This is a genomic window from Neorhizobium huautlense, from assembly GCF_002968575.1.
Classification (GTDB): Bacteria; Pseudomonadota; Alphaproteobacteria; order Rhizobiales; family Rhizobiaceae; genus Neorhizobium; species Neorhizobium huautlense.
On record NZ_PVBM01000065.1, the window covers coordinates 1 to 4,605 of the forward strand.

Here is a 4,605-nt window from a genome sequence, read left to right on the forward strand (position 1 = left end):
TGCTGCGCTTCCTTTCCTGATGCTTGTGGCTGTTTGGACAGACCACGTTTTATCATCAGCTCGAAGCGCAGCACCTCCTGCATCACCGTGGAAGATGAGGCGAAAGCCGAATACCCCATCTCCGGTACGAAACGTCACCTATCTCTCAGGTCGGGCAATTGATTGATGTTGATTACCACTAAGAACTGACCCGGCGGGGGTGCGGACGAAAACTTGGACCACCAAGGAGGTAGTTCATGTATTCCTACGCAGACAGACTTCGAGCGGTTGAGCTCTATATCCGGCTGGGCAAGCGACTTAACGCGACCATTCGCCAGCTGGGATATCCCACCAAGAATGCGTTGAGGGGCTGGTATCGCGAGTACATACAGCATCTTGATCTGCGTACTCAGCCGGTAGCGCGAGCGCCAAAATATTCAGAAGCTCAGAGGCAGGCGGCACTTGAGCACTTTCGCACCCATGATCGTTGCATCTCTGCGACGATGAGGGCGCTCGGCTATCCCGGTCGAGGAACTCTAACCGCATGGGTTCGTGAGGCGTTGCCGAAGCAAGCGGACATCGATGGTCGGTCGATCGTGGCACCCTGGCTATTCCGAGGAGGTCCGGCAAGCGGGGGTCATCGGACTATGCGGTGGAGATGAAACCGCTCAACAGGTAGCTGACCGACTGGGCGTCTCAAAGCCGACATTGTACAGCTGGAAAGATCAGCTACTCGGTCACGAGGCTCCCTCATCCATGAAACGCCGCAAATCCAACCCCAAGGTGCCTGAACGTGAAGAGCTCGAGCGACAGCTTGAAGCCCTCCAGCGTGATGTCCGCCAGTTACAACTTGAGCATGAAGTTTATCGCTTGCCAGAGCTGCTTGCCCAGCTTCGGATTGCCCGCAGCTCCTACTTCTACCATCGCGCCCGCATGTGCCTGGCAGACAAGTATGCCGCCGTCCGCCACAGCCTAGCGGAGATCTTTGAAGCGAACCGTCGTTGCTACGGTTATCGACGACTTCAGGCGTCGCTGGCCAGACAAAGCGTGATAGTCTCGGAAAAGGTTGTCCAGCGATTGATGAAGCAGGAGCAGTTGGTCGTTGCCAGGCCGCGTCGACGGCGGTTTGGATCCTATCTGGGAGAGATCAGTCCAGCGCCCGAGAACCTGATCAATCGCGACTTCCATGCAAAAGCGCCGAACGTGAAGTGGCTGACAGACATCACCGAGTTCCAGATCCCAGCTGGCAAGGTGTACCTTTCGCCCATCATCGACTGCTTTGACGGCATGGTCATCAGCTGGTCCATCGGAACCCAACCAGATGCGGGTCTCGTCAACACCATGCTGGACGCAGCCATCGGAACCGTCGCCAACGGCGAGGAACGGCCAATCATCCATTCTGATCGCGGAGCCCATTATCGATGGCCCGGGTGGTTGACCCGTATCAGCGAAGCAAGACTGGTTCGCTCGATGTCCCGAAAGGGTTGCTCGCAAGACAACGCCGCGTGCGAAGGGTTCTTCGGTCGGTTGAAAACCGAGCTCTTCTATCCACGAGACTGGAAGGTCATCACGATCGAGCAGTTCGTGGCAGAGGTGGACGCCTACATCCGATGGTACAATGAAACGCGCATCAAAATATCACTGGGATCACTCAGCCCGGTCGAATATCGTAGGAGCCTCGGCCTGAGCATTTAAAACAGTCCAAGTTTTTATCCGCACCCCGCCGCCGCCTGGGGACCATTTCTTTTTAGAAAGAGGGCACGGTCAGAAGAATTTGGTCTCTGCGTACCCTAGTTTAACAGGCTCGTATCAGGCACTGGTTCGAACATAGGAATGCCTGGACAGGCAACGTCGGCAAACACGGCTGCCTAAGGGTTCAGGTTTCCTCCGATGAGAAAACGCTGACTGCGGTCATCTCCGCAGAAAGTCATTTCTCAACAACACAGGCCAGCGGCACGTCGCCCTTACCACTCTTACCTTCGACCAAGGCAGTGATGCAGGCGGCAGGTTGCTGGGCGGAGACGCTAGCGGTCTGATCCCGGTCACGGCACTTCAATGGTAAATAACAGTTCGTCGGCGACTTTAAATTTCATGCTGAGGTTTGAAGAGGTCAAGCAGGTTGCGCAACCTAGACACTTTTTACACGTTGTGCGAATTACGAGCGCTGATAGATTTCTCAGCGTGATCGAAAGGGTCTTATTGTGAGCTTCATCCAAAGGTCGACCTCCTCTATTCAAGATGTATTGTCTCAGATTTTGGACGAAGAAAGGTGGCCACAGGTAGAATCGTTCCTTCGCAAGTCAGTCAAAGTGGTCGCTGACGAGCTTCAGAAAACACAGGCTGAAGGAGGCGTCAGGATAGATGTTAAGAGCCTCGTGAGAGATCTTTCGTCTGGGCCGTTGAACGCTGAGTTGCAAAATTTCTACAGCCGAAATCATCGCTTTGTGGCGATGTTGGAGGAAAAGAATCGCCGCGCAGCAGTCGAGACATACGACTTTGTCGACAAGGAAATGCCTCAGGCACAGTTCATCCAAAACCAGATGTCGGTGATTCAGTCTCGCCGTGACGAGATCACGCGCCTGAACGGGTCTATTCTCGACTTAGGTGTTTATAAGGGGAGCAGCACCAGAACGCTTGCCGGAATATTCCCGGATCGTAGCATTCATGGGTTCGATTCATTTGAGGGTCTGCCAGAGGATTGGGCAGGGTCATTGAAGGGAAGCTTCGGGGAGGTGAAGGGGGTCCTCCCTAATATGCCGGCAAACGTCCGCCTCTACAAAGGATGGTTCGAAGATACGCTTCCCGGATGGTTCGAAGAAAACAAAACGAGTCCGATCTCATTGCTCCGCGTCGACTGCGATCTTTACTCCTCAACCAAGACCATCTTCGATGTGCTTGGCTCTCTCGTCAAATCCGGCACTTGGATCGTGTTCGATGAATTGATCGGATATCGCGGGTTCAAGGACCATGAATATAAGGCATTCATGGAATTTAAGGCGAAGACTGGAATTCAATTCGAATATGTGTCATTCGGCCTGACCTATGCGCTCGGATACGTGAAGTAAACCTCATGGCAATCCTCCCCGTTTAGCGGGGGGATTACCCCTCAGCAATCTGCCCCAGCTTTGGTGGTGGCAAAACGTACAGGTCAACCCATCCCTTTTCGTTCATTGCAAGCTTGCGAACATAGGAGACAAATTCTTCTTCGCATCCCGGGGTCAACGGGGCTCCGATTAGATCACTTAACGTCAAGCAATTCCAGCGCTGCCTACCAGGGCTCTCATATACAGCATAACGGGCCGTCAAAGCCTGTAGGAATTCGACTGGGTCAGTAGACTGGCTGTCCATCCAATAGGGCGCAAATTCCGTCTTTATGAACCAGTTTTTATGCGTAGAGAGGAATTCGCGGCCGCCAGCAAATACTCTCTCTTCCCATCCCTGAGTGTCGATCTTGATGTAAACTCCTTCGTTTGCTTTAACGTCCTTCGTCAACATGTCCAGTGTAAGGACGTCAGTTTGAACGATCGACCAGCCGGGCTGCGCAATAACGCGACTGTCTTGAGAAGATTTCTCGTTAACGCCGAATGCTGACTTTTTGACCGACGGACTGTTCGAAACGATTGCGGAGTAAAAATGATCAAAGTGTATACCATTAGAGGCAAAATTATCAGCAACGAACTCCGCGAGCCATGGGATGGGTTCTACGAGTATCAACCTGCATGATGGAAAAGCGCGTCGCATTAACATTCCAGTGTAGCCGTAATTTGCACCGACATCGATGCAAACTTTTGGGTCAATAGTGTTACGGAGAACTGAATAGAACGAGCTATGAAACTCTTCAAAATGGCCCCGGCCATAATAGTGCGTGCCTCCAGAATCTCCCTTTCTGAACGTGACAGTGAGGTCCCCTATTTCCACACTTCCAAGTTCCGATGTCATGTCGAATTCCTCTAGAGCTCTGGATTGCTGCACGCTGACAGGCCTAGCGTGAACTAATATCACCATAACCAACAGGTCGAAAAGGCCACCAACGATATCCCGAGAGATGGCGCAGCCGGCACCGCTTATCCCGTTGGATCGGGAGCGGAAGTCCACGCAGGTCAGCGCCAGTTTGACGTGCTCCCTGATTTTGGGCCAGCGGGAGCTGGAATTTTCCGGGGTTAAAGCTCATGTCGGCGGCGATGCCGATGAGCTGTTCATGAGCGAAATCGGCACCTTGTTGCCGATCGCGCTATGTGGCCGGAACTCGTTATAGATCCTATGCAAGCTCGCCGCGGAGCTTGATACTTCACCTCCGCTTTTCCACGGAGGATGATAATGAGCGCTGATAATGTCAATGATTGCTATATCGCCCTTGAATTGAGCCAGAGAACGTGGCTGGTCGGGTACCTCTTGCCTGGCTCGGATAAGGTGCAGACGGTTACGGTTGCCGGCGGCAACGCCGAGGCTCTCCTGTCCGCTCTTTTAAGAATTCAAAGCATGACACGAAATCGCTCTCCGTCAGGATTTGCGGCAGGGCCGCTGCGAGTATGTTTCGAAGCGGGCTATGATGGCTTTTGGCTTGCCCGCTTTCTCCTCAACAGCGGTATCGATACCACCGTTTTGGACCCGTCCAGTTTTTTGGTT

General features: G+C 53.1%; 4 protein-coding genes and 1 pseudogene. 4 read left to right on the plus strand and 1 reads right to left on the minus strand.

Annotated features, from left to right (window positions below; all coding sequences use genetic code 11):
* The first annotated feature begins 236 nt into the window (after window positions 1-236).
* Window positions 237-1,674 (plus strand): IS3 family transposase gene (locus C5L12_RS27320; RefSeq protein WP_105375124.1). Its coding sequence is split into 2 segments (ribosomal slippage): window positions 237-548 and window positions 550-1,674, totalling 1,437 coding nucleotides; the frame shifts between segments, so codons are not numbered across the junction.
* 506 nt (window positions 1,675-2,180) lie between these two features.
* A complete protein-coding gene (locus C5L12_RS27325; RefSeq protein WP_105375125.1) occupies window positions 2,181-3,044 on the plus strand; it encodes a TylF/MycF/NovP-related O-methyltransferase in 864 nt (287 codons plus the stop codon).
* A gap of 34 nt (window positions 3,045-3,078) precedes the next feature.
* Here the strand turns inward: C5L12_RS27325 and C5L12_RS27330 are convergent, their stop codons facing one another.
* Window positions 3,079-3,918, minus strand: coding sequence for an FkbM family methyltransferase (locus C5L12_RS27330; protein WP_157949138.1), 840 nt, complete (start codon window positions 3,916-3,918; stop codon window positions 3,079-3,081).
* A 106-nt stretch (window positions 3,919-4,024) separates the two neighbouring features.
* On the opposite strand from C5L12_RS27330, the gene C5L12_RS29110 reads away from it, so the two are divergent.
* Both C5L12_RS29110 and C5L12_RS27335 read left to right on the plus strand, forming a co-directional pair.
* Window positions 4,025-4,234, plus strand: a complete 210-nt coding sequence (locus C5L12_RS29110; RefSeq protein WP_170109141.1) for a hypothetical protein — start codon at window positions 4,025-4,027, stop codon at window positions 4,232-4,234.
* Window positions 4,235-4,296: 62 nt separating this feature from the next.
* A pseudogene (locus C5L12_RS27335) lies at window positions 4,297-4,605 on the plus strand (IS110 family RNA-guided transposase); the annotation flags it as partial.